Origin of the sequence: Burkholderia sp. Bp9004 (assembly GCF_003858025.1) — a bacterium.
Taxonomy (GTDB): Bacteria; Pseudomonadota; Gammaproteobacteria; order Burkholderiales; family Burkholderiaceae; genus Burkholderia; species Burkholderia diffusa.
This window is the reverse complement of sequence record NZ_QTQD01000007.1, coordinates 200581-225361: the sequence shown is the minus strand read 5'-3', so window position 1 is coordinate 225361 and position 24781 is coordinate 200581. Positions and strand designations below refer to the sequence as shown.

The 24781-nt window shown below is 68.3% G+C and carries 19 protein-coding genes; 6 read left to right on the top strand and 13 right to left on the bottom strand.

Annotation, left to right across the window (positions count from 1 at the left end; genetic code table 11):
- Nucleotides 1-59: 59 nt before the first annotated feature.
- The 13 genes from DIE08_RS11250 to DIE08_RS11185 all read right to left on the bottom strand — a co-directional run bounded on the left by DIE08_RS11250 (nucleotide 60) and on the right by DIE08_RS11185 (nucleotide 16980).
- A complete protein-coding gene (locus DIE08_RS11250) occupies nucleotides 60-1247 on the bottom strand; it encodes a M20 aminoacylase family protein (RefSeq protein WP_124901935.1) in 1188 nt (395 codons plus the stop codon).
- A gap of 31 nt (nucleotides 1248-1278) precedes the next feature.
- Nucleotides 1279-2748: an aldehyde dehydrogenase family protein gene (locus DIE08_RS11245; protein ID WP_124901934.1), complete on the bottom strand. Its 1470-nt coding sequence runs from the start codon at nucleotides 2746-2748 to the stop codon at nucleotides 1279-1281.
- Nucleotides 2745-4022, bottom strand: a complete 1278-nt coding sequence (locus DIE08_RS11240) for an FAD-binding oxidoreductase (RefSeq protein ID WP_124627528.1) — start codon at nucleotides 4020-4022, stop codon at nucleotides 2745-2747. The genes DIE08_RS11245 and DIE08_RS11240 overlap by 4 nt, the downstream gene beginning before the upstream one ends.
- A 137-nt stretch (nucleotides 4023-4159) precedes the next feature.
- Nucleotides 4160-5485, bottom strand: coding sequence for an FAD-binding oxidoreductase (locus DIE08_RS11235; RefSeq protein ID WP_059599580.1), 1326 nt, complete (start codon nucleotides 5483-5485; stop codon nucleotides 4160-4162).
- A gap of 2 nt (nucleotides 5486-5487) precedes the next feature.
- Nucleotides 5488-6222, bottom strand: coding sequence for a cupin domain-containing protein (locus DIE08_RS11230; RefSeq protein ID WP_124901933.1), 735 nt, complete (start codon nucleotides 6220-6222; stop codon nucleotides 5488-5490).
- Nucleotides 6223-6311: 89 nt separating this feature from the next.
- Nucleotides 6312-6767 (bottom strand): helix-turn-helix domain-containing protein, encoded by a 456-nt coding sequence (locus tag DIE08_RS11225; protein WP_124901932.1) that lies wholly within the window; start codon nucleotides 6765-6767, stop codon nucleotides 6312-6314.
- A gap of 183 nt (nucleotides 6768-6950) precedes the next feature.
- Nucleotides 6951-8228 carry an FAD-binding oxidoreductase gene (locus tag DIE08_RS11220; RefSeq protein WP_124901931.1) on the bottom strand — a complete coding sequence of 426 codons (1278 nt, stop codon included), beginning with the start codon at nucleotides 8226-8228 and terminating at the stop codon, nucleotides 6951-6953.
- A gap of 166 nt (nucleotides 8229-8394) precedes the next feature.
- Entirely contained in the window at nucleotides 8395-10266 is a 1872-nt protein-coding gene (locus tag DIE08_RS11215) for an ABC transporter ATP-binding protein (RefSeq protein WP_124901930.1), read from the bottom strand.
- Complete coding sequence (locus DIE08_RS11210; protein WP_124627518.1) at nucleotides 10266-11225, bottom strand: ABC transporter permease; 960 nt, start codon at nucleotides 11223-11225, stop codon at nucleotides 10266-10268. The genes DIE08_RS11215 and DIE08_RS11210 overlap by 1 nt, the downstream gene beginning before the upstream one ends.
- Nucleotides 11226-11255: 30 nt before the next feature.
- Nucleotides 11256-12209 (bottom strand): ABC transporter permease, encoded by a 954-nt coding sequence (locus DIE08_RS11205; protein WP_124901929.1) that lies wholly within the window; start codon nucleotides 12207-12209, stop codon nucleotides 11256-11258.
- A 79-nt stretch (nucleotides 12210-12288) separates the two neighbouring features.
- Nucleotides 12289-13872 carry an ABC transporter substrate-binding protein gene (locus DIE08_RS11200; protein ID WP_059599589.1) on the bottom strand — a complete coding sequence of 528 codons (1584 nt, stop codon included), beginning with the start codon at nucleotides 13870-13872 and terminating at the stop codon, nucleotides 12289-12291.
- A 697-nt stretch (nucleotides 13873-14569) separates the two neighbouring features.
- Complete coding sequence (locus tag DIE08_RS11190) at nucleotides 14570-16108, bottom strand: methyl-accepting chemotaxis protein (RefSeq protein WP_124901928.1); 1539 nt, start codon at nucleotides 16106-16108, stop codon at nucleotides 14570-14572.
- Between the two features lie 203 nt (nucleotides 16109-16311).
- Complete coding sequence (locus tag DIE08_RS11185; protein ID WP_059599594.1) at nucleotides 16312-16980, bottom strand: haloacid dehalogenase type II; 669 nt, start codon at nucleotides 16978-16980, stop codon at nucleotides 16312-16314.
- A gap of 480 nt (nucleotides 16981-17460) precedes the next feature.
- Here DIE08_RS11185 and DIE08_RS11180 point away from each other — a divergent pair, with 480 nt between their 5' ends.
- The 6 genes from DIE08_RS11180 to DIE08_RS11155 all read left to right on the top strand — a co-directional run bounded on the left by DIE08_RS11180 (nucleotide 17461) and on the right by DIE08_RS11155 (nucleotide 24703).
- On the top strand, nucleotides 17461-18321 hold the full coding sequence (locus DIE08_RS11180; RefSeq protein ID WP_124901927.1) for a GNAT family N-acetyltransferase: 861 nt from the start codon (nucleotides 17461-17463) through the stop codon (nucleotides 18319-18321).
- Between the two features lie 12 nt (nucleotides 18322-18333).
- Nucleotides 18334-19260, top strand: coding sequence for a glyoxylate/hydroxypyruvate reductase A (locus DIE08_RS11175; protein WP_124901926.1), 927 nt, complete (start codon nucleotides 18334-18336; stop codon nucleotides 19258-19260).
- 160 nt (nucleotides 19261-19420) lie between these two features.
- Nucleotides 19421-20821: an aspartate aminotransferase family protein gene (locus tag DIE08_RS11170; RefSeq protein ID WP_124901925.1), complete on the top strand. Its 1401-nt coding sequence runs from the start codon at nucleotides 19421-19423 to the stop codon at nucleotides 20819-20821.
- Between the two features lie 85 nt (nucleotides 20822-20906).
- On the top strand, nucleotides 20907-21398 hold the full coding sequence (locus DIE08_RS11165; RefSeq protein ID WP_006749694.1) for an Lrp/AsnC family transcriptional regulator: 492 nt from the start codon (nucleotides 20907-20909) through the stop codon (nucleotides 21396-21398).
- A gap of 108 nt (nucleotides 21399-21506) precedes the next feature.
- Nucleotides 21507-22979, top strand: coding sequence for an NAD-dependent succinate-semialdehyde dehydrogenase (locus DIE08_RS11160; protein WP_124901924.1), 1473 nt, complete (start codon nucleotides 21507-21509; stop codon nucleotides 22977-22979).
- 203 nt (nucleotides 22980-23182) lie between these two features.
- A complete protein-coding gene (locus DIE08_RS11155; protein ID WP_124901923.1) occupies nucleotides 23183-24703 on the top strand; it encodes a sensor domain-containing diguanylate cyclase in 1521 nt (506 codons plus the stop codon).
- Nucleotides 24704-24781: the final 78 nt, after the last annotated feature.

The window sequence follows — 24781 nt, the reverse complement described above, 5'->3', positions numbered from 1 at the left end:
GAATGCGTGTCGCGGGGGCTGCACCTCCACCGCCCGCTGCTCGGACATCGCGCACGCACTCACGGCGATCGCCTGAAGTAATGCTGCGCCAACGCGACCCAATACCGTACCCCGGCCGGAATGATGTCGTCGTTGAAATCGTATTTCGGGTGATGCAGCGCCGGCGCAGCCGTTCCGGCCGGCGCGTTGCCGATCAGCACATAAGCGCCGGGGCGCTCCTCGAGCATGAAGCCGAAGTCTTCGGACGTCATGTTCGGCGGCACGTTGGCGTCAACGCGTGCGTCGCCGAAGGTGTCGCGAATCACCGCTTCGCAGAGCGCGGTCTCGGCCGGCGTGTTGACCGTCGCCGGATAGTACTGAAAGAACTCGACGTCGGCTTGCGCGCCATGAGCGCGGGCGAGCGCCTCGCACATGAGCCGGACGTCGCGCTGCAACTGTTGCTGCAATGCCGACGACAGCGTGCGAATCGTCCCCCGCAGCTCGGCGGTGTCCGGAATGACGTTGTCCGTCGTTCCCGCATGGAACATGCAGACGGAAATGACGGCGGGATCCACGGGATCCTTGTGGCGCGCGGCGATGGTCTGACACTGCAGCACCATCGAACAGGCGAGCGGGACGGGATCGATGCCCAGGTGCGGCTGCGCCGCATGCGCGCCCTTGCCGGTCACCGTGATCCTGAACCGGCAGCCCGCGGCCATGATGGGGCCCGTGCGCAACCCGAAATGCCCGGCCGGCAAGCCGGGCCAGTTGTGCATGCCGAATACCGCTTCCGCCGGGCATTGCTCGAACAGTCCGTCGTCGATCATCTTCCGCGCGCCCGCGCCGCCCTCCTCGCCGGGCTGAAACACGAAATGGACGGTGCCCGGCAGCTGCGGCAACGCTTTCAGCACGCGTGCGGCGCCGAGCAACATCACGGTATGGCCGTCGTGGCCGCACGCGTGCATGATCCCGTGCGTGCACGATGCATGCGCGAAGTCGTTGGCTTCGTGGATCGGCAACGCGTCCAGATCGGCACGCAGTATGATGCCGCGGCCCGGATCCGCGCCAGGCAGGCTCGCCACGACGCCTGTACCGCCCAGCCCGCGCGACACCGCATAGCCGAGCGCTTCGAGCTCGCGGGCGACGACGTCGGCCGTCCGGTGTTCTTCGAATCGCAGCTCGGGATGCGCATGCAGGTCCCGGCGCAGCTTCGCCCAGTGCGCGTGATGCGCTTGAAGCGACGTGTCGGGGATGACGGGGTTTTCCAATTTCGGCACCTTCGAAAAATAGACGGCTGCGTCAGTCGTAAAAGCCGACGATCGACTTGATCTCCATATACTCCTCCATCCCTTCGATCCCGTACTCGCGACCGTTGCCCGACTGCTTGTAGCCGCCGAACGGCGCCTGCGGATCCCATGCCGGGTAGTTCAGATGCACCTGCCCCGACCGGATGCGCGCGGCCGCCGCACGTGCCCGTTCCTTGTCGGCGCCCTGCACATGCGCGCCGAGCCCATAGACCGTGTCGTTCGCGATCGCGACGGCTTCGTCGACCGTATCGTAAGGAAGAATCGCCAGGACCGGACCGAAGATCTCCTGCTGCGCGATCGCCATGTCGGTGCGGACGTCGGAAAAGATCGTCGGCCGCGCATAGAAGCCACGGTCGAATCCCGTGGGCCGTCCGGGGCCGCCGGCGATCAGCTTCGCCCGTTCGTCGATGCCCGCGTCGATCATCTGCGCGACGCGACCGAACTGCGCGCGATTGGCGAGCGGCCCGTGCGTCGTCGCGCCGTCGAACGGATCGCCGACGATCAGCCGTTGCGCTGCCGCGACGGCCAGTTCCTCGACCGCGCCGAGCACGTCGCGCGGCACGATCATGCGGGTCGGCGCGCTGCACGATTGCCCCATGTTCCGGAACGCGGCGGCCACGCCCGGCCCGATGGCCTGCTGCAGGTCCGCATCCGGCAACACGATGTTCGGCGATTTGCCGCCCAGCTCCTGCGCGACGCGCTTGACGGTCGGGGCCGCCGCCTGCGCCACGAGCACGCCCGCGCGCGTCGACCCGGTAATCGACACCATGTCGACCTCGGGGTGCGACGAAAGCGCACCACCCACCGCCTCGCCGCTGCCGCTCACCAGGTTGAAGACGCCCGCCGGCACGCCCGCATCGGCAATCACTTCCGCGAACAGCAGCGCGCTGAGCGGCGACAGCTCGCTGGGTTTCAAGACCACCGTGCAGCCTGCCGCGAGCGCCGGGCCGACCTTCGCGGTGATCTGATAGATCGGCCAGTTCCACGGCGTGATCAGCGCGCATACGCCGATCGGCTCGCGCACGACCGCGGTCGTCCCGCGCCGCGTGACGAACGGGTAGCGGGCCAGATTGTCGCGCGCGACGCGGATATGTTCGGCCGCGAGCGGCACATGGGCGCCGCGTGCATAGCTGATCGGCGCGCCCATTTCGAGCGCAAGCGCCGTGGCGAACCGTTCCGCGCGCTCCTGCATCAATGCGTGCACGCGGTCGAGCAGCGCGGCGCGTTCTTGCGGCGAGGTCGCGGCCCAGCGTTCGAACGCGTTGCGCGCGGCGCGCACCGCGCGGTCGGCATCGCGTGCGTTGCCGAGCGGGATGTCGCACAGCACGTCTTCGGTGGACGGGCAGACGACCGCGAAGCGCTCGACGCCGTCGGGTAAAACCCAGTCGCCGTCGATGAAGAAGCGATCGAGCCTGCCGGCTTCCATCAGATGACGAACCGGTGAATTGACCAGTGAATTCATTGCAGCGTGTCCTTGAGTCGATACCATGCGCCGACGAACGGCAGAAACCACGGCTTGCCGAAGTGGCCGGGAATCGCGGGCCAGTCGAAGCTTTTCCATGGATTGAGATCGGCGCGTCCGTCCATGATCTCCGCCATCAGCGTGCCCATCAGCGTCGCCATGTGCGTGCCGTGGCCGCTATAGCCCATCGAGTAATACACGCCGTCGCGCTGGCCCGCGCGCGGCAGGCGGTTGGCCGTCATGTCGACCATCCCGCCCCAGCAATAGTCGATGCGCACGGCAGCCAGTTCGGGAAACACGGCAGACATCTGCTGTCGCAGGATCAGCCCGCTCTTTTCGTCCGAACGCGGGTTGGACGTCGCGAACCGCGCGCGCCCGCCGAACAGCATCCGGTTGTCGGGCGTGACGCGAAAGAAATTGACGAAGTTCTTGGTGTCGGTGACCATCCGGCGGGTCGGCAGCAACCGGTCGAGCAGTTCGCGCGGCAACGGCTCGGTAACGATGATGAACGCGCCGACCGGCACGATCCTGCGCCGGATCCAGCCGAACGGGCCGATCTGCGAAATGCCGCTCGCGAGCAGCACCTGGCGCGTACGGATCTCGCCGAGCGGCGTTCGCACCGCGTAGGCGCCGCCCGCCTCCCGCGTCATGCCGAGCACCGGCGCATGCTCGAGAATGTGCGCGCCGCGCGCTTGCGCGGCGTTCGCCAGGCCGCGCACATAGCGGCCGACGTGCATCCCGGCACTCTTCTCGAAGATCAGCCCGCCGTGATAGCGGTTCGAACCGATCTCGTCGTGCAGCTCCGCCTTCGTCACGAGGCGCGTGTCGGGGTCGACGCTTGCCGCGAGCAGCGCCTGGCTTCGCACGAGCTTGTCGTAGTGCTCGGGCTTCGCCGCGAGCTTGAGCTTGCCGCGGCGCGCGAAGTCGCAATCGATCGCCTCCTCCCTGACCAGCCGCTCGACCGTATCGACACCCGCGTCGAATGCGAGATACAACCGGTTCGCCAGTTCCGTGCCGATGCGCTGCGACAGGAACGCGTAATCCTGCGCGAAGCCGTTGTTGCACATGCCGCCGTTGCGTCCCGACGCCGCCTGTCCCACGGTGCCCGCTTCGCAGACAACCACGCGCGCGCCCTTCTTCGCCAGCGCGAGCGCCGCCGCCGAACCCGTGATCCCGCCGCCCACCACCACCACGTCGCAACTTCCGTCAGGCCGCTCGGTCGAGCGGCTCATGAACGGCTCGGACGTATCGAGCCAGTAGGATCCGAAACGCATCACGCACTCCAATGTCGGCAGCACCAGGCTACACAGCGCGGCGAGCATTCACCGCACCGATCCGGTCGCTCGCGCGCCGTCCGGATCGAAACGCATCGTCCCGAGGCCGCCACCGTCGTTCCAGTGACGACCGCGAACTAGAAGTCGGCAACCTTGCCCCAGGCGGAATCGCCGAACCGGCTCGGCCGATACGGCACCGGGTCCACGATCGGTTGCGCACCCGTGGCGAGATCCGCGATCAAGTGACCGGCGCCGGGGCCGATGCCGAAGCCGTGCCCGGAAAAGCCTGCCGCCAGGATCAATCCCGGCACGCCCGGCACTTCGCCGATACCCGGCACGCCGTCCGGCGTGCTGTCGACGAACCCGGCCCATGCGTGCGTGATCGTCGACTCGCGAAGTTCAGGAAGCAGTTCGACGGCACGTCGATACGTTTCGGCGACCGTCGGCATGTCTGGCTTCGGATCCAGGATGCGCACCGCCTCCATCGGCGTCGGCGCATCGAGCCGCCACCGCTTCAGCGTTTCGTGTCCGCCGCGCATGCCTTCGAGGCCGCCCGGCAGAAGATTGCGCCAGCGCTTCGCGAACATCGGCACGAACTGCGGCGCGAAGCGCAGGAACTGCGGCGTGAGGTCCACGCGTGCGCGGCCGCTGATCGCCAGTGCGTAGCGTCCGTCGCTGCGGCGGGTGATGGACACGCCGGACGTATACAGCGCATCCGGCAGCGGATGCTCGACAGGCGACACGCTCAGGATCGACTGACGGATCGACGCCTGCGGAAAACGAATCCCCAACTGTCGGCAGAACGACGACGCCCACGCGCCGCCGGAGAGCACGACCGTCCTGGTCTTGATGACGCCCGCCTCGGTAACGACGCCGCTGACGCGCCCGCCCTCAAGCTCGATGCCGCGCGCCGCGCAGTGCTGGTTGATGCTGCCGCCGAGCTTCATGACCGCGGCCGCCACGGCCGGCGCGGCCTTCCCCGGGTCGGCCGTGCCGTCGCTCGGCGAGAACACGCCGCCCTTCCACGACCGCCCGGTCGCGTGCCCGCGCTCGCCGGCCTGCTTGCTGTCGAGCATGTACGTCGTTACGCCCGCGGTCTTCGCGAAATCGCCCCAGCTGGCCCAGCGCGACAGCTCGGCCTCGTCGTTGCTCAGGTACAGCAGTCCGCAGCGGTGAAAGCCGGTGTCTTCGCCGGATTCTGCGGCGAATCGTTCCCACAGATCGATGCTCTTGCTCGCCATCGGCAATTCGCGTTCGTCGCGGTTCTGCTGCCGGCACCAGCCCCAGTTGCGGCTCGACTGCTCGGCCCCGATTCGGCCCTTCTCGACCAGCGCGACCGACACGCCGCGCCGGGCCAGGTAGTAGGCAGTGAAGACGCCGATGATGCCGCCGCCGATCACGACGACATCGGCCGAAGCCGGCGGCGTGGACGGCGTTTCGATTTGGCGCAACGGAGGGGACATGTTCAGTCTCGTTCGGTTGATACGTGGATGTTTTGCACGACGTAGAATTTCGCCACGCGTTCGCTGCTTTCCCATCCGATCGATGCGCCGCGCGGCACGAAGAGCGCGTCGCCGGCGCCGAGCGACAGCACGCTGCCGTCGGGTGCGGCGAACCGTACGCTGCCGGCGAGCAGGAGCATGAACTCGTTCACGCGATGCGGGCGAACGATCCGGTGATAGGGCGTCGAATCCCACGTGCCCGCGCAGTACTCGGCGCCGTCGTCGATGAACACGTTGTCGCTACGGCATTGCGGTGCGGGGCCGAGCAGCACCTCTGCCGGCAGCGATGCGGACGGCTTGAAGTCGGCGTCGGCACGCAGCGGGAACAGGCCGCGCTTCGTCGGTTGCGCGCATGCAGCCGCGCAGAACGTGACGAGCACGCGCGATTCCGCGGTGACGCGAAGCGCCGTGCCGCCGCCGATCACTGCCCCCTCCCCCGGCCCCAGCACCAACGGTGCGGCGCCCGCTGCTTCCAGCGTCAGCTCGCCTTCGACGACGACGAGGGTCTCGATGTGCGGATAACGGGTGACATCGAGCTCGCCGACGAAACGGATACGCCCGGCGGCCATCGAATCGGGCCCTTCCCACGCGATCTCCCGATGTCGCGCGAAAGGATCACGCTCACCGAATGCCTGCTTGCGGAAGGCCGTTGTATTGGCCGTGCCGTCGGCACGATGCAACACGAAAACTGCGGTCATTTCTGCTCCTGCCTGTGCGCGGCGATGTTGTCGACAACCCGTCGCGCGGTATCGGAAATCGTTGTTCGCGGGCGTCGCCCGTGCCGCGCCTACGCGGCGTGACACGACGCTTCGTTGCGTTCGGCATGCGTGCGCATCGACGACGTTCGCGCCGGCGCATCACCCGCCCGGGCGACCACGTAATCGCGCGGCGTAATCCCGAGCACCCGCCGGAAATGCCGGCACAGATGGCTCTGATCGAAGAAGCCGACCTCGGTCGCGACGACCGACGGCGCCAGACCGGCGCGCAGCAAATCCTGCGCACGCCGCACACGCACGAGACACAGATACCGGTGCGGCGACAAGCCGACTTCGCTGCGAAAGCGCGCCGTGAACCTCGACACGCTCAGTCCGGCCACCGCCGCGAGCGTGTCGAGGTTCAGCGGCTGCGCGAACGATGCATCGATCGTGCGCAGCACGTCGCCGATCGCCGGCGAGACGGGCTGCGGAATACGCAGTGCGCGCGGCGTCGCGCCATCAGGCAAATCGTGGAACACGGTGGCCATGCTCGCCGTCCTCATGCAATCGTCTCAACGGTCGCGCCTTGTGCGGCGAAATGCGCGATCGAGCATCGCTCGATCAACGAGGCCATCGTGTCACCGACGCCCGTCCCGTCGTGGCGACGTTCTTCGGCGGCGAGCAGGCAAACGAGTCGTGCGTTCATATCGAATCTTCCCGAGGCAGCCGCTTCAGTGCAGGAAATCCTGCATCCGGTAATACGCGCCGACGAACGGCAGGAACCACGCTTGCCCGAAATGGCCGGGCATCGCCGGCCAGTCGAGTTCGCGCCACGGATTCGACGCGGCCGCGCCGTACAGCACGTCGGCCATCACGCGGCCCATGTGCACGGACATCTGCACGCCGTGGCCGCTGTAGCCCATCGAGTAATAGAGCCCGTCGTGCTGACCCGCGCGCGGCAGCCGGTCAGCGGTGATGTCGACCAGCCCGCCCCAGCAGTAATCGAGCCGCACGTTCGCGAGTTCCGGAAAATAGCCGGCCATGCCGGCGCGCAGGATCTCGCCGCTTTTTGCGTCGGAGCGCGGGCTCGACATCGCGAAGCGCGCGCGGCCGCCGAACAGCAGCCGGTTGTCGGGCGTCACGCGGAAGTAGTTGCCGATCTGGCGCGACGTCACGTATGCGCGGCGATGCGGGAACAGCCGGTTCAACTGCGCGTCGGGCAGCGGCTCGGTGACGACGATGAAACTGCCGACCGGCGCGATGCGCCGCCGGAACCACGCGAACGGGCCATGCTGCGACGCGCCGGTCGCGACCAGCACGCGATCGGCGACGAGCGTGCCGCGTGTGCTGGTGATCGTGTGGCGCTCGCCGTCGATCCGATCGAGTCGCGTAACGGCCGCGTGCTCGTAGATGCGTGCGCCGGCTCGCACGGCCGCCTGCGCCAACCCGACGCCGAACTTGCCCATGTGCATCTGCACGCCATTGCGTTGCAACAGCCCGCCGTGGAAACCGTCGGACGCGATTTCATCGCGGATTCGCGACGGCTCGATCAGTTCGATATCCGGATCGACGTCGCGCCGCAATGCGTCGAACGTCTTCGCGAGTCCCGCGAAATGCTGCGGTTTCGCCGCGAGCTTCAGCTTGCCCGCCCGCCGAAAGTCGCAGTCGATCGCATGCTCGGCAACGATTGTCTCGACGCTCTTCACCGCACTTTCGTAGGCGCGATAGAACTGCTTCGCCGGCTCGGCGCCGATGCGTGCGGCCAGCGATGCGTAGTCCTGCGCGACACCCGTATTGCACTGGCCACCGTTGCGGCCGGACGCTTCGCCCGCGATCTGCGCAGCTTCCAGCACGACCACCGATACGCCGCGCTGTGCCAGCGCAAGCGCCGCCGACAGGCCGGTGAAGCCGCCGCCGATCACGGCCACGTCGGCGCGCCCTTCCACGGGCCCTTCGCAGCCGGCACGAAACGCGGGGCGGGTATCCAGCCAGTACGATTCGAATTTCATCGGATCCTTGTCGAGCATTCCGGCGACAGCGATTGGCGATCGCCCGTTGAATGTCATTTAATCACCGTCAAAAAGCGCAGTTGCCGCGTATTCGCGCACGACGCGCGCACGATCCACCGTTTTGCACGACCGCCGCAGCACACTATGCGGACGGCCGCGCGGCGCGCTACAGACGCACCGGCTGCACCGGCGCGACGCCCGCCGCCGGCTCGGCCTGGAAGCGCGCGAGGTCTTCCTCGCTGCGATGGCACAGCACCTGCGCGCCGTTCTCGAGCGTGCGCAGCGCGGGCGCGGTGCGGTTGCACACGCCGTCCACCCGCATCGCGCAGCGCGACAGGAACGGACACAGCTCGACATCGTTGGCGCTCGCGCCGATCGGCACCAGCGGCCGGTGGCAGCGCTCGGCCGCATCGTCGAGCCAGCCCGCGCGCAACTCCGGTGCCGACGACACGAGCAGGTGCGAATACGGGTGGTAAGGCGGCGCGCACAGCGCATCGCGGCTGCCGGTTTCGACGCGGCGGCCCGCGTACAGCACGACGATGTCGTCGCTGATCGCGCGCACCTTCGCGATATCGTGCGTGATGAACACGTACGACACGCCGAGCTTCGCTTGCAGGTCGCGCAGCAGGTCCATGATCGCGGCGCCGACCACGGTGTCGAGTGCCGACGTGACCTCGTCGCACAGGATCAGGTCGGGCTCGGCCGCCAGCGCGCGCGCGAGGTTCACGCGCTGCTTCTGCCCGCCGGACAGCTCGCCGGTACGCCGCGCGGCGACCGCCTGCGGCAGCCGCACGAGTTCGAGCAGTTCCGCGACGCGCTGCCGTGCACGCGCGCCCTTGAACCCGTGATAGAACGCGAGCGGCCGCGCCAGCGTGCGCTCGACGGTATGCACGGGGTTGAGCGCGGTATCGGCGTTCTGGAACACGATCTGCACGCGGCGGTGCTGCTCCTTGGTGCGCTTGCCGATGTCGAGCGCGAGCGGCTCGCCGTCGAGCAGGATCTGCCCGGCCGTCGCCGGCACGAGGCCCGCGATCACCTTGGCGAGCGTCGTCTTGCCCGAGCCCGATTCGCCGATCACGCCGACCGTCTGCCCGCGCCCGATGCGCAGGTCCACTTCGTGAAGGATCACCTTCGCGGGAAAGCCTTTCGCGGTACGGCCGCCGTAGCCGGCGACCGCGCCGCGCACGTCGAGCAGCGGCGCCGGCGCGGCGCTCGCCGCGAGCGCATCACGTTCGGGATCGCTCGGCGTGACCGCCGCGATCAGGCTCTGCGTGTACGGATGTGTCGGCGCATGCAGGATCTGTTCGGTGTCGCCCGATTCGCGGATCACGCCATCGCTCAGCACGACGATCCGGTCGGCCATTTGCGCGACCACCGCCAGATCGTGCGACACGTACACCGCGCTCATCCCGCAGCGCCGGATCACACTCTTGAACGCCTGCAGCACGTCGATCTGCGTGGTGACGTCGAGCGCCGTGGTCGGCTCGTCGAGGATCACCAGCTCCGGATCGGTGATCAGCGCCATCGCGGCCATCAGCCGCTGCAGCTGGCCACCCGACACCTGGTGCGGATAGCGCCTGCCGATCGTCTCCGGCTCGGGCAGCGCGAGCGCGCGGAACAGCTCGACCGCCTTCGCCTGCGCATCGCGCTTCGTCATCGTCTTGTGGATCAGCGCGCTCTCGATCACCTGGTCGAGAATCGTGCGCGACGGGTTGAACGCGGCGGCCGCGCTCTGCGCGATATACGCGACCTTGCGCCCGCGCAGCGCGGCCAGCGCCGGCGCTGGCAACGTGCAGACGTCCACGCCGCCGAGCTTCACCGACCCGCCGGCGATCCGGCAGCCGGCACGCGCATGGCCCATCAGCGACAGCGCGATCGTCGTCTTGCCGGAGCCGGACTCGCCGATCAGCGCGAGCACCTCGCCGCGCCCGATCTCGAAGTCGACGCCGTGAACGATCGTCGTTTCCTCGCCGCCCGGCCGGCCGCCGACGACGCGCAGCCCGCGCACCTCGACGAGCGGAGTCGATTCATCTCGCATCAGTGTTCTCCCGCGGCAGCGGCCGCGCCCTTGCGGCGGCCGCGATGCGGCAGGCCGTCGATCAACAGGTTGACGCCCACCGTCAGGATCGCGATTGCGACCGCGGGCATGATCGCGACGGCCGAGCCGTCGCCGAGGCTCGCGATGTTCTCGCGCACCAGCGAGCCGAGGTCCGCGTATGGCGGCTGCACGCCGAGCCCGAGAAAGCTCAGGCCGCTCAGCAGCAGCACGACGAACGTGAAGCGCAGCCCGGTATCGGCCAGCATCGGGTGGATCATGTTCGGCAGCATCTCGACGCACGCGATGTACAGCGCGCTCTCGCCGCGGGCCCGCGCGACCTGCACGAACTCGAGCGTGCTGATGTTGACCGCCAGCGCGCGCGCGATCCGGTACGAGCCCGGCATGTAGCTGACCGCGGCGGTCAGGACCAGGAGCGGCAGCGACGAGCCGAACGCGGCGACGAACATCAGCGCGAACATCTTCGACGGAATCGACGTGAGCGCATCGAGCAGCCGGCTCATCGTCTCGTCGACCGCGCGGCCCGAGACGGTCGCGAGCAGCCCGAGCGTCGTGCCGGTCAGCGCGGCGAGCAACACCGCCGCGAGCGCGAGCAGCACGGTCAGGCGTGTGCCGTACAGGATCCGGCTCAGCATGTCCCGGCCGAGGAAGTCGGAGCCGAACGGCAGCTTCGCGCTGAACGGCGCGAACACGTCGGGCGTGACGATCGCGCCGACGTCGTGCGGCGCGAGCAGCGGCGCGAACGCCGCGATGAACAGCATCAGGCCGACCATCGACAGGCCGACGCGGCCGCCGGTCGTCAGTTTCACGCGCGCGGCGCGGCGCTTGCGCGGCTGGTCGGGGGCGGGCGCGGCGGGCGGCGTCGCGCCGCTCCACGGCGGAGGCTGATCGCCGGACGGCGGCAGCGCGCTGCTGCGTTGAACGGGTTCGGTCGGGTGCATGGGCGGCATCTCGGAAGGAGGACGGGACGCTCAGGTCCGCAGTCTCGGGTTCGACACGATCGAGCACAGGTCGGCGAACAGCACGAGCGTCAGATAGGCGACGCAAAAGATCAGCGTGCACGCCTGGACCAGCGGGAAATCGCGGTTGCCGACGGCATCGACCATCAGGCTCGCGAGCCCCGGATAGTTGAAGATCGTCTCGACGACGATCACGCCGCCGAGCAGATACGACAGGCTCAGCGCGACCGCATTGGCGATCGGGCCGATCGCGTTCGGCAGCGCATGGCGCAGCACGACGCGCGCGGGGCTCGCACCCTTGAGCACGGCCATCTCGACGTACGACGCGCTCAGTTGCTCGATCACCGCGGCGCGCGTCATCCGTGCCATCTGCGCGATCACGACCGCGCACAGCGTCAGCACCGGCATCGCATACGCGCGCAGGAAATCGTGCAGGCTTTCGATCGGGCCGCTGTACGACAGCGCAGACAGCCAGTGCAGCTTCACGGCCAGCACGAGCACGGCGACCGTCGCGATCAGGAATTCCGGCGTTGCGACGAGCGACAGCGTGCCGAGGCTGATCACGCGATCGACCACCGACTCGCGCTTGACCGCCGCCAGGATCCCGAGCAGCAGCGCGATCGGCACCGACACGGCGGTCGTGATCGCCGCGAGCGCGAGCGACTTCGGCAGACGTCCGCCGATCATCTCCGACACCGGCATGTCGCCCGACAGCGAGCGGCCGAAATCGCCGTGCAGCAGCCCCGCGAGCCAGTGGAGGTAGCGCACGTGGGCCGGCATGTCGAGGCCGAACTGCTGACGCAGCGCGGCGACCGTCTCCGCCGTCGCGGACTGGCCGAGCGCGGCCTGCGCGGCGTCGCCCGGCAGCAGGTTCGTGATCGTGAAGATGATCGCGGACACGATCAGCAGCGTCAGCGCGGTAACCGCGATGCGCCGGCCGATCAGCCCGAGCAGGATTCCATTCATGAAGCGGCACTCCGGAAAAATTCGCGCGCGACCAGGGCGAGGGCCCGCACTGGTCGCGCGGCGGCGGCACGCGTCGTGCTCAGGCGTTCCACCACACGTGCTCGGCGAACATGAAGCCCATCATTCCGCCGGTCGGAATCGAGCCGAGACCGGCGAGCCGCTTGTCGTAGCCGTCGAGGAAGCTGATGAAGGCCGGAATGCCGACCCGGCACTGCTGCGCGACGAGCACCTGCATGTCGCCGTACATCTGCTTGCGCTTCGCGTCGTCGGTTTCCGATCGCGCGGCGAGCAGCAACTGGTCGAACTTCGCGTTCTTCCAGCCCGACTCGTTCCACGGCGCGTCCGACTTGAAGAACTGCGTGAACAACACGTCGGCGCTCGAGCGCGGGTTGATGTTGCCGAAGCCGAGCGGATGCTTCATCCAGTGGTTCGACCAGTAGCCGTCGGGCGACACGCGGTTCACCTGCAGGTTCAGCCCGATCTTCTGGCCGGCCTGCTGCAGCAGCACGGCCATTTCGATCGACCCGTTCGCGTCGGACGTCGCATAGATCGGCGGCAGCGTGGCGCCCAGCGCGCCCGCCTTCTGGAACAGGAACTTCGCCTTGTCCGGATCGTGCGGCCGCTGCGGCAGCGATGCGTTGAAGTAGCGATGCCCCGGCGGGATCGGCTGGTCGTTGCCGATCACCGCGTAGCCGCGAAACACCGCCGAGCGGATCTGCTCGCGATCGAACAGGTACTTCATCCCTTCGACGAAATCCGGGTTCGCGGTGATCGGGTTGTCGCTACGCACGATCAGGTCGGTATAGAGCCCCGACTTGGTTTCCTGCAGCGCATAGCCGGGCGTCGACGCGACTCGCTGCGTCGAGCGCGGATCGATCGCGTTGATCAGGTGCACGTCGCCCGACAGCAGCGCGTTCAGGCGCGCGGCGCTGTCGCTGATGCCGATCAGCTCGATCTCGTCGAGATACGGCATCCCCGGCTTGAAGTAGCTGTCGTTGCGCACGCCGACGGTCGACACGCCCGGCTTGAACGATTTCAGCTTGTACGGGCCGCAGCCGATGCCGGTGCTGAAGTCGGTCGTGCCGTCCTTGACGATCACGAGCTGCGGCGTCGCGAGAATCACCGGCAGATCGGCGTTCGCGCTGGCGAGCGTGAGCGTGACCTCGTCCGGGCCGCTCGCTTTCGCATCGGCGAACTGATCGGCGAGCGGTTTGACCTTCGAGGCGGTGGCCGCGTTCTTGTGGCGCATCAGCGAGAACACCACGTCGGCCGGCCCGACCGGTTTCCCGTCGTGGAACGTGACGCCCTTGCGCAGCTTGATGACCCACGTTTTCGCGTCGGTCGTCTGCAACGACTGGGCGAGATTCATCTGCGGCGTCAGGCTCGCATCGAGCTGCGTGAGGCCGCTGTAGAACATGAAGAATCGAATGTAGTCGGCGCCCGTCGAGCCCTTGGCCGGGTCGAGCGTATCAGCCGTCGAACTCGATTCGTTCGCGACCCGGATCTTGCCGCCGCGCTTCGGCGCGGGCGCGGCGAACGCGGATTGCATGCCGGTCAGCAGGCCGCCGCCACCGACGGCCATCATGCCGCTCGCCGCCATGACCCGCATCATGTCGCGGCGCGTGATGCCGCCCTTGCCGCCGTTGTCGATATCGTCGCTCATCCGAACTGCTCCTGACTGTGGAAAGTGGGGTCCTGGGATCCAGCGTGGTTCGAGAAAACCCGCCGCGCCTGCCTGCTGGTGGCGAACACGACGTCGTGCGCATTGAGTTCATTTAAGCATCGCCAAAATGCGGGTTGTCGCGATTCGGGGCGGCTGCACGACACGATTCGACCGTTTTGGGCCACCTGCGCAGCATGATTTGCTGCGTGACCACGCGCGCCGCCGTTTGCTCGATGCCACGTCGCGACGGCTGCGCAGCGCGTGCGCGACGAAGGAAATCGTAAAGTGATGCACGCGGCAGATTGCGCCGACAAAATTGGCCGTTCGGCATCCGAAGCGCGTTCGGCTCCCTCAAACAGCATGTTTGCGTGGAATGCGCACTCGCGGCCCGCAGTGCCCGAAACGACCGGAACGCCGCGTGCACATGCGACAGCGGGTGCCAGCCGTGAGGACGCCTTGAGCCTGAAAGATCGGGAGATTGCGGCGACGTCGAAGCGGCTGTGCCGGATAACGGGAAGACGGCCGGGTTGCCCGACGCCGGGAACGAACCCGTGACGGGCCACCAGGCCGTGATTCCCTGCCGCGATGCGGTCGATGCGGTCGATGCCGGCGTGTCGGCGCGCACGTCGGACACATGCCGGCGTGGCGTGAGGGAGACGCGATGATGTCGTTGCCGGCAGATGCCGGCACGCGGCCGTCAGGCAGCCAGCCTGAACACCGATACGGCGGCCCGCAAGCGTGCCGCCTGTTCATCCAGCGAGGACGCGGCAGCGGCAGCCTGCTCCACCAGCGCGGCATTCTGCTGGGTCACTTCGTCCATTTGCGCGACCGCCAGGCCGACCTGCTCGATGCCGGTGCTTTGCTCGGCGGATGCCGCTGAAATCTCGCCCATGATGTCGGCCACCCGGTCGATCGACCGCACGATCTCCGTCATGCGCGCGCCCGCTGTCTCGACGAGCCGGCTGCCGCTGCCGACCCGCTCGACCGACGCCTCGATCAATCCCTTGATGTCTTTCGCGGCCGCCGCGCTGCGTTGCGCGAGCGAGCGGACCTCCGAGGCCACGACCGCGAACCCGCGCCCTTCCTCGCCGGCCCGCGCGGCCTCGACCGCGGCGTTGAGCGCGAGAATGTTCGTCTGGAACGCGATGCTTTCGATCACGACGGTAATGTCGGCGATCCGCACCGATCCGTCCGAAATCTGCCGCATCGTTTCGACGACTTCGCGCACGGCGGCGCCGCCGAGTTCGGTCGCCTCCTTCGCGTGGGTCACGAGCGCATTCGCCTGACGTGCATTGTCGGCATTCTGTTTGACCGTCGACGTGATCTGCTCCATGCTGGCGGCCGTTTGCTGCAGCGACGCGGCCTGTTCCTCCGTGCGCTGCGACAAGTCCAGATTGCCTTGCGCGATCTCGCCGGTGCCGACGGCAATCGAGTGGGTCGTGGTCTGGATTTCGGCGATGGTCTCGGTCAGTCGGGCCTTCATGTCGGCGAGCGCGACGATCAGGCTGCCCGGCGCGGCGTTCGCCGTATCGAACTGCACGTCCAGTTCGCCAGCGGCGATGCGGGCCGCAATGTGCGTCGCATGCGCCGGCTCGCCGCCGAGCGTGCGCCGGACGCTGCGCAACACCCCCCACGCGATCGCCGCGAGCGCCGCGGCGATGACGAGCGTGATGGCGCCCAGCACCTGCGCGAGCCGCGTGAACGCGGCATTGATGTCGTCGTAGAAGAATCCCGTGCCGATCCACCAGTCCCACTCCGGAACGGCGACCACGCCCTGGAGTTTCGGCTCCACGTCCGCGTCCGGGCTGCGCTTGATCAGCACGTCGACGAGCGCGAAATGCGCCTGGGCCATTCCGGCGCGGTACGCCTCGCTGTCGGTCATGCCGCTGGTCGTGCGGTTGCCCTTGGCGCGGGTGCCGATGAACTTCGCGTTCGGATGCACGAGGTTGACGCCGTCGGACGTCGTCACCCAGTAGTAGCTTTTCGAATTCGCATTGAGCGCGGACAACGCGGCCTTGGCCTGCTGCTGGGCCTGATCTGGCGTGAGCGTGCCGTTCGCCTGCATCGCGCGATACGCGTCGACCAGATGCTCGGCTTTGGTCAGAAGAATGACGATCTCTTCACGACGGCTGTCGATCAGCGCGTCGCGCAGCGTATACAGCGACATCGCGGCAAGCAATGCAACGCCGAGCAGCGCCGCGGCGACGAGCATCAGCAGTTTCGTGGACAACTTCATGCGGAGGGCCTCGATATATTAACCGTTCGGTACATATATCGGCCCCGGCGCCCCTGCCTTGAATGGCTCTGTATCGGTAATTACCCTCGATTCGTGCGGTGATCGTACGCGCAAGGCGGAACGGCCGTCGCGCCACCCCGGTCGATCGCGACGGGCACGGCCGCGCGCGCGGGGCACACGGCCCCACGCCGGCGCGGCGTCGCTTACAGCCCGAGCTGTGTCGCGAGATGGCCGATGTCCGACACCTCGTAGTAGTTGTAGAACGGCGTGCCCGGCTCGTGGCCGCGGTTCACGAATGCCTTGTGCTTGATGCCGAGGTCCTCGGCCGTCATCAGGTCGTAGCGCAGGCTCGACGACACGTGCAGCACGTCCTCCGGCTTGCAGCCGAGCTTGCCGAACATGTATTCGAAGCCCTGCATCCGCGGCTTGTACGACTGCGCCTGCTGCGCGGTGAACACCGCATGGAACGGCGCGCCGAGCTTGTCGACGTTGCTCATGATCTGGTCGTCCGACGCGTTGGACAGGATCACCAGCTTGTACTTCGTGGCCAGCCGCGAAAGCCCGGCCGGCACGTCCGGATGCGGACCCCACGTCGGCACCGCATGATAGAAACGCTCGGCCTCGGCCTCGTCGAACTGCACGCCGATGCGCGCGCAGGTGCGCCGGATCGCATTGACGACGACGTCGCGGTACGGCTTCCACGCCCCGAGCACCTCGTCGAGCCGATAGGCGGCGAACGCGCGCACGAATTCCTCCATCGCGACCGGCGACAGCCGGTCCGCGTAGACCTCGCGCGCCATTTCCGCCATCCGGAAGCGGGTCAGCGTGCCGTAGCAGTCGAACGTGATGAACTTCGGTTCAAATTGGATCATGGTGACGTCCTGTCGGTGTGAAGCCCCGGCAGGGCCGGGGACGGGCTGGGTTGTACGAAATTGAATCAGGGCAAAAAGTCCTTCGCGCATCGTTCGACGCCGGTCAAAACGCAGAATCACCGCGTGTTGGGCGCGCTGCACGGCACGATCTGCGGTGCGATTCCGGGCGGTGCGCTCGGGCCGGCCGACGGGTCTCGCAAAACCGCGACGCGCGTGCCCCGGCGTGGCCGCCACGCGGTTCGGCGCGGCAGCGAGCGGCGCGCCACCCCGCTTCCATCGTACTGGCGTTCATGCAGCAGAAGCTGCCGGGAAGACGGTCCGAGGCGGCACGATCCGCGCGTTCGCGCACGCCGATCGAGCGGGTTTGCGTCGATCTCTCTCGCGCGCTCGTCGCCGCCGGAAAACAGGCGAATCGTCCTATCCGCGCCGTGGTGGCGCTGGCACAGTCGACATGTCATTCCTACCCATCCGGAGTCCGGCGTGGCCGACCTCAATTCTTCCAGCACGCTTACCTATCGTCCTTTCGCCGAAACCGACCTGCCTGCCGCGCTGCGGCTGTCGGAAGCAGTCAAGTGGCCGCACCGGCTCGACGACTGGCGCTTCGCATTCCAGCTCGGCAGCGGCTTCGTCGCCGAAGACGAATCCGGCATCGTCGGCACCGCGCTCGGCTGGCGCTTCGGCGAGTCGCACGCATCGCTCGGCATGGTGATCGTATCGCCCGAGCGCCAAGGTCGCGGCATCGGCCGCGAACTGTTTGCGCGCGTCGTCGACAGCCTCGGCACGCGCACGATCCTCCTGCACGCGACACCGTCCGGTGAACCGCTCTACGTGAAGTTCGGCTTCGCGGCGATCGGCACGATCGACCAGCACCAGGGCGCCGCGTTCCAGCCGCCGCTGATCTCCCTGCCGCCGGGCGAGCGGCTGCGCCCGCTCGGCACCAACGACGGTCCGCGTCTCGCCGCGCTCGCATCGCGCGCGGCCGGCTACCCGCGCGATGCGGTGATCGATGCGCTGCTCGGCGTCGCCAACGGGATCGCACTCGACCGCGACGGCGAACTGCTCGGCTTCGCGCTCTTTCGCCGTTTCGGTCGCGGCCACGTGATCGGCCCTGTGATCGCACCGGACGCGCTGCGCGCGCAGGCACTGATCAGCCACTGGCTCGCGCTGCACGAAGGCATGTTCGTGCGCGTCGACGTGCCGGGCGACAGCGGGCTGTCGGACTGGCTGCAGGGGCTCGGTCTGCCGCGCGTCGACACCGTCGTCGCGATGGCGCGCGGCGCGGCGCCTGCCCGCGATCCGGCACTGCGCGCGTTCGCGATCGTCAACCAGGCGCTCGGCTGAACCGCACGCACGATGAGCTTTCTCTACAAGGCCGACCCGGTGCGCGGCGCGCAATGGGCGCAGCGCTTCGCGCAACAGGCGCCCGACCTCGCGTTCCGGATCTGGCCGGACATCGGCGACCCCAAGGCCGTGCGCTATCTCGCCGCGTGGCAGCCGCCCGACGATCCGTTAGCGCTGCTGCCGAATCTGGAGATCGTGTTTTCGGTCGGCGCCGGCATCGACCAGTTCGACCTGTCGTGCGTGCCCGCGCACATCCCGGTCGTGCGGATGATCGAGCCGGGCATCGTCGAAGGGATGGTCGAATACGTAACGCAGGCCGTGCTGACGATCCATCGCGACCTGTTCGACTATGCGGCGCAGCAGCGCGAGCACGTGTGGCGCGAGAAGCCGGTGCGCGCCGCCGCGTCGCGACGCGTCGGCGTGCTCGGGCTCGGCACGCTCGGGCAGGCCGTGCTCGACACGCTGCTGCGCTTCGGCTTCCCGTGCGCCGGCTGGAGCCGCACGCCGCGCACGCTCGACGGCATCGACTGCTACGCGGGCGACGCGGCGCTCGACGCGTTCCTTGCCCGCACCGACATCCTGATCTGCCTGCTGCCGCTCACCGACGACACGCGCGGCCTGCTCGGCGCGCGCGTGTTCGACGCGCTGCCGGCCGGCGCATCGCTCGTGCAGGTCGGGCGCGGCCCGCAGCTCGATGCGACCGCGCTGCTCGCCGCGCTCGGCAGCGGCCGCCTCGACAGCGCGATCCTCGACGTGACGGACCCGGAGCCTTTGCCGGCCGGCCACCCGTTCTGGACGCATCCGCGCGTTCGCATCACGCCGCACATCGCCAGCGCGACGCGGCCCGACACCGCGGCCGACGCCGTGCTCGCAAACCTCGCGCGCCATCGCGCGGGGCAGCCGATGATCGGCGTCGTCGATCGCGCACGCGGCTACTGACGCGCGCGCCCGGCCCCGCGGGGCGCGCAGCAGAAAATGCCGAAGCGCCCCGTGCAAACACCGCTTTCGTACGTTTCAGGCCGCAAATTGAAGACGCATGCGGATTTCTCGCCCGGTAGCATGACTTCACGCTGACACCCGACGAGAGTCCCGCCCTGCCATGAACCAAGCCGCGCTGATCGAAGCCGATCGTCAACACCTGATCCACCCTGTCGTCAACTATCGTGCGCACGAGGCGCGCGGCGTCACCGTGCTCGAATCCGCCGAAGGCGTGTTCCTGCGCGACGCCGACGGCCACACGTTGCTCGATGCGTTCTCGGGCCTGTGGTGCGTGAACGTCGGCTACGGCCGCGACAGCATCGTGAAGGCCGCCGCCGAACAAATGGCGAAGCTGCCCTACGCGACCGGCTATTTCCATTTCGGCTCACAACCCGCGATCGAGCTGGCCGAACGCCTCGCGGCGCTCGCGCCGCCGTCGCTGAATCGCGTGTACTTCACGCTCGGCGGCTCGGATGCGATCGACTCCGCGGTGCGTTTCATCACGCACTATTTCAACGCAACCGGCCGCCCGACGAAAAAGCACATGATCGCGCTCGAGCGCGGCTATCACGGCTCGTCGTCGATCGGCGCCGGTCTCACCGCGCTGCCCGCGTTCCACCGTCACTTCGACCTGCCGCGCGCGGACCAGCACCACATCCCGTCGCCCTACCCGTATCGCCATCCGCTCGGCAACGATTCGCAGGCGCTGATCGCCGCGTCGGTCGCCGCGCTCGAAGCGAAAGTCGCCGAACTCGGCGCGGACAACGTCGCGGCCTTCTTCTGCGAGCCCGTGCAGGGTTCCGGCGGCGTGATCGTGCCGCCGGCCGGCTGGCTGAAGGCGATGCGCGACGCGTGCCGGCGCCTCGGCATCCTGTTCGTCGCCGACGAGGTGATCACCGGCTTCGGCCGCACGGGCCCGTTGTTCGCGTGCGAGACCGAGCAGGTCGACCCGGACCTGATGACCGTCGCGAAGGGGCTGACCGCCGGCTATGCGCCGATGGGTGCCGTGCTGATGTCCGATGAAATCTACGAAGGGATCGCGGGCAGCCGCGCCGATTCGCCCGCGGTCGGGCACGGCCATACGTATTCCGCGCATCCGGTCAGCGCGGCGATCGGCCTCGAGGTGCTGAAGCTCTATCACGAAGGCGGGCTGCTCGCGAACGGCCAGGCGATGGCGCCGCGTTTCGCCGCGGGGCTCGATGCGCTGCGCGCGCATCCGCTCGTCGGCGACGCCCGTTCGGTCGGGCTGCTCGGCGCGCTCGAGCTGGTCGCCGACAAGGCACGCAAGACGCGCTTCGACCCTGCGCTGAACGTGCCCGACAGGATTGCCGCCGCCGCGTACGCGAACGGCGTGGTGTTTCGCGCATTCGGCGACGGCGTGCTCGGTTTCGCGCCGGCGCTGAGCTTCAGCGCGGGCGAGTTCGACCTGATGTTCGAACGCGTGCGCAAGACGCTCGACGACGTGCTGGCCGACGCGGGCGTGCAGCGCGCGCTCGACACCGCGCACGCGCAGCCGGCCTGACCGGCCAAGGGAAAGCCGGGCTTGTGGCGGCCATCGTTCGACTCTAAAGTAACCGGACATTCCATTTTTTCCCTCTCACGTGAACATGACGGACAGCAAGCTGGATCGCATCGACCTGCGCATCCTCTCCCAGTTGCAAAAGCGCGGCCGCATGACCAACGTCGAACTGGCCGATGCGGTCGGGCTGTCGCCCAGTCCTTGCCTGATCCGCGTGAAGCGGCTCGAGAAGGCCGGCTACATCGGCGGCTACGGCGCGCACATCCAGCTCGAGAAACTCGGCGACGTGCAGGTCGTGTTTACCGAAGTCACGCTGGCCGACCACCGGCGCGAGGACTTCGACCGTTTCGTCGCGGCGATCCGCAACGTCGACGAGATCGTCGAGTGCCACCTCGCGAGCGGCGGCTACGACTATCTGCTGAAGTTCATCACGCGCAGCGTGAGCCATTACCAGACGATCGTCGAAGGGCTGCTCGAGCAAAACATCGGCATCGAGAAGTATTTCAGTTACGTCATCATCAAGTCGCCGTTCGTCAAACGGCACTACCCGCTCGAATCGCTGTTCGGCGAGCGTCACTGACGGACAGCGCGCGGCATCCACGAACGCGGCGGCTAGCCGTCCGCGCGGGGTAGTCGCGCGCCCGCGCCGCTGCCGTCGTCACCGAATCGCCCCATCCAAGGATCTGTCATGCCGCTTACGCTGTCCCGAACCGAACTCGTTCGCACCGCCAACCTGATCGACGGCACCTGGCGCGATGCGCTCGACGGCCGCCGCTTCGACGTCACCGATCCCGCGACGCTCGAGATCGTTGCCCACGCACCCGACAGCGGCGCCGCCGACGCGCGCGCCGCGACCGACGCGGCAGCGCGCGCGCTGCCCGGATGGCGCGCAACGCCCGCTCGCGAGCGGGCCGCCATCCTGCGCGCGTGGCATGCGGCGATCGTCGCGCACACCGACGATCTCGCGGCGCTGATGTCGCGCGAACAAGGCAAGCCGCTCGCCGAAGCGCGCGGCGAAGTCGCGTACGGCGCGTCGTACGTGCTGTGGTTCGCCGAGGAAGCGACGCGCACCTATGGCGACCTGATTCCGCAGCAGCAGCGCGGCAAGCGGCTGAGTGCGGTCAAGGAGCCGATCGGCATCGTCGCCGCGGTCACGCCGTGGAATTTTCCGCTCGCGATGATCGCGCGCAAGATCGCACCCGCGCTCGCGGCCGGCTGCACGGTCGTTGCGAAACCGGCGGAAGACACGCCGCTCACGGCGCTCGCGCTGGCCTTCCTCGCACAGGAAGCCGGCGTGCCGCCCGGCGTGCTGAACCTGATCGCCGCGTCGCGTGACCGCGGCATCGACGCGGTGGCCGACTGGCTCGCCGACGCTCGCGTGCGCAAGATCACGTTCACCGGATCGACGCCCGTCGGCAAGCTGCTCGCGCGCGAATCGGCCGCGACGCTGAAGAAGCTGTCGCTGGAGCTCGGCGGCAATGCACCGTTCATCGTGTTCGACGATGCCGAGCTCGACGCCGCGGTCGACGGGCTGATGGCCGCCAAGTTCCGTAACGGTGGCCAGACCTGCGTGTCGCCGAATCGCGTGTACGTGCAGGCCGGCGTCTACGACGCCTTCGCCGCGAAACTCGCCGCGCGCGTCGCCGCGCTGAAGGTCGCGCCGGCGACCGACCCGGCCGCGCAGATCGGCCCGATGATCAACGCGCGCGCGATCGACAAGATCGCGCGCCACGTCGGCGACGCGATCGAGCGCGGCGCACGCGTGCTCACGGGCGGCAAGCGCCTGCCCGAACTCGGGCCGAACTATTACGCGCCGACGGTGCTCGCCGACGCCACCGCCGACATGCAGCTGACCTGCGAGGAAACCTTCGGCCCGGTCGCCGCGCTGTTTCGGTTCGCTACCGAGGACGAAGCCGTCGACGCCGCGAACGACACGCCGTTCGGGCTTGCCGCATATTTCTACACGCAGGACGTGCGCCGCATCGCGCGCGTATCGGCCCGGCTCGAAACAGGGATCGTCGGCATCAACGAGGGCGCGCTTGCGAGCGAAGCCGCGCCGTTCGGCGGCGTGAAGGAATCGGGCTACGGCCGTGAAGGCTCGCGCTACGGCCTCGACGATTACCTGTCGATCAAGTATCTGTGCCAGGGCGGGCTCGACTGATCCCGCGCAGCCGCCCGCATCCGCGGCCGCTGCGTTCCGTTGCGCGGCGCGCCGCGACCGGCGCGCTCCGGCCGCACACGTTTGCGGCACCCATGCAGTCATCGCTTCGCATGTCGGCCTCGATTTCCGGTTAACGGTGCCGTTAACCCGGATTTGACCCGCGCCGCTGCGGTCGCAGCCGGCTCCCCGCACGAACGCGAGCAATGCCTGCATTCACTTCGATCGAGAAAATTGCCGACTGGGCCGGCCGCCACCATCTGATCGTCGGTGTGCTGGGCACGCTGATGTCGCTCGCGGCGTTCGGCATCAGCGCAGCGACGCTGTGGGCCGCGCGAAGCGAAGTCGTCGAGCATGCGCACGAGACGTCGCGCAATGTCGCGGCCGTCCTGGTCAGCGAGATCGCGCGCACCGTCGAAACGTCCAACAATGCGCTCGTCGCGCTGGCCATCGATCTCGGCAATCCCGCCGTCGCACGCATGGACGCCGGGCTGCGTCACGACGTGCTGTTCGAGCGCACGGCGGCGCAATACGTGACCGGCATGGGCGTGACGGACCGCTACGGCCATTTGATCGACGGCTGTTGCAGCCCGACCCACAACTGGGACTTCAGCGATCGCGACTACTTCAAGGTCCATCGCGATGCGGACAACGTCGGCCTCTACGTGTCCGAGGCGTATCGCGCGCGTTCGCGCGGCGACACGGAATCGATCGCGCTGTCGCGGCGCATCGAGCGGGCGGATCACACGTTCGACGGGATCGCGGTGGTCGCCATCGACCTCGCCTACTTCGATCGCCTCCTGTCCCGCCTGAACGTCGGGCCGCACGGCGTCAGCGCGATCCTGCGCGCGGACGGCACGATCCTCGCGCGCAACCCGCCGTTGAGCGATCACCAGATGGTCCGCCTGCGCCGCTCGAAGTCGTTCGAACGGATGGTGAACCGCGAATCGGGTTTCTATGTGGCGCGCTCGAGCATCGACGGCACCGTGCGGCTTTATACGTTCCAGCGTGTGCCCGGAACGCCGCTGATTGCCGTGGTCGCGCCGGCCGAGCGCGACGTGCTGGCCGGCACCACGCACCTCGCGTGGACGGTCGGTGTGTCTGCGTCCGTCATCGGTGCACTGTTCTGCGCGGTGGTATGGCTGCTCGCGTTCGCGCTGCGGGACAACCTGCGCAAGCAGACGCTGCTCACCGACCTGACGCGCACCGATCCGCTCACGGGCCTGCACAACCGTCGCGCGCTCGATGCCGCGCTCGCCGACGAATGGGAGCGGCTGCAGCGCGGCAGCGACGGCAGCCTGTCGGTGCTGTTCATCGACGCCGACCACTTCAAGCAGTACAACGACCGGTACGGCCATGCGCAAGGCGACATCGCGCTGCGCTTTCTCGCCGAGTGCATCCGTGCGCATACGCGGCGGCGCGGCGATCTCGCCGCGCGCTACGGCGGCGAGGAATTCGTCGCCGTGTTGCCCGACACGGACGAAGGCGGCGCCGCGCAGGTCGCCGAGGCGATTCGCCGCGCCGTGGAGCGCAACGGGCTCGACGGGTTCGACGCGACGATTCCGGCTTTCACGGTCAGCATCGGCTGCGCGACCGGGCACCGCGCGCACCCGAGGTCCGTGCACGCGTTGTCGCATCAGGCGGACCTCGCCCTCTATGCGGCGAAGCGCCAGGGCAGAAATCGCGTGTGCCACGCCGACGCGAAGTCGCTGGCTCAACCGGCTTGACCGTGCCGGTTCCGCTCCCCTTCAAGCACCCGCGCGAGCACCGCCTGCCCGTATCCGCACGCTGCAGAACATCGGCCG